The 451-nt window shown below is 72.3% G+C and carries 1 protein-coding gene; it reads left to right on the top strand.

What is annotated here, in order from left to right; all coding sequences use genetic code 11:
• Positions 1 to 451: NUDIX hydrolase (locus tag ACFHWE_RS23700; protein ID WP_416604095.1), on the top strand; the 451-nt coding region annotated here is incomplete at both ends.

The raw sequence follows: 451 nt of genomic DNA, 5'->3' as shown, positions 1-451 counted from the left end.
GCGGTGACGGATGGGTACGGCTGCCCGACGGCACCCGACGCTGGGGCCGCTACGGCGCCGCCGGACTCCTGCTCTACTCCCTCCACCCCGACGGAACCCCCCACGTCCTGCTCCAGCACCGTGCCGCCGAGACCGACGGTGGCGGCACCTGGGCCTTCCCCGGCGGAGCCCTCGACCGCGACGAGTCCCCCCGGGAGGCGGCCTTCCGCGAATTCTCCGAAGAAGTCACCGGCGACCTGGGAGAACCCGAACTCATCGGCACCCACGCCGAAGACCTCACCCTCTGGCGCTACGACACCTTCCTGGCCTACGTCCCCGACCTGCCCACCCTGACCCCCAAAGGCCGCGAGAGCAGCGAACTGCGCTGGGTCCCCGCCGCCGAGGCCACCACCCTGCCCCTGCACCCCGCCCTCAGGAACGCCTGGCCCCACCTGCACGAACAGATCACCGC

The organism is Nocardiopsis sp. LOL_012, from assembly GCF_048060475.1.
GTDB lineage: Bacteria > Actinomycetota > Actinomycetes > Streptosporangiales > Streptosporangiaceae > Nocardiopsis.
This window is presented reverse-complemented; position numbering and strand designations above follow the sequence as displayed.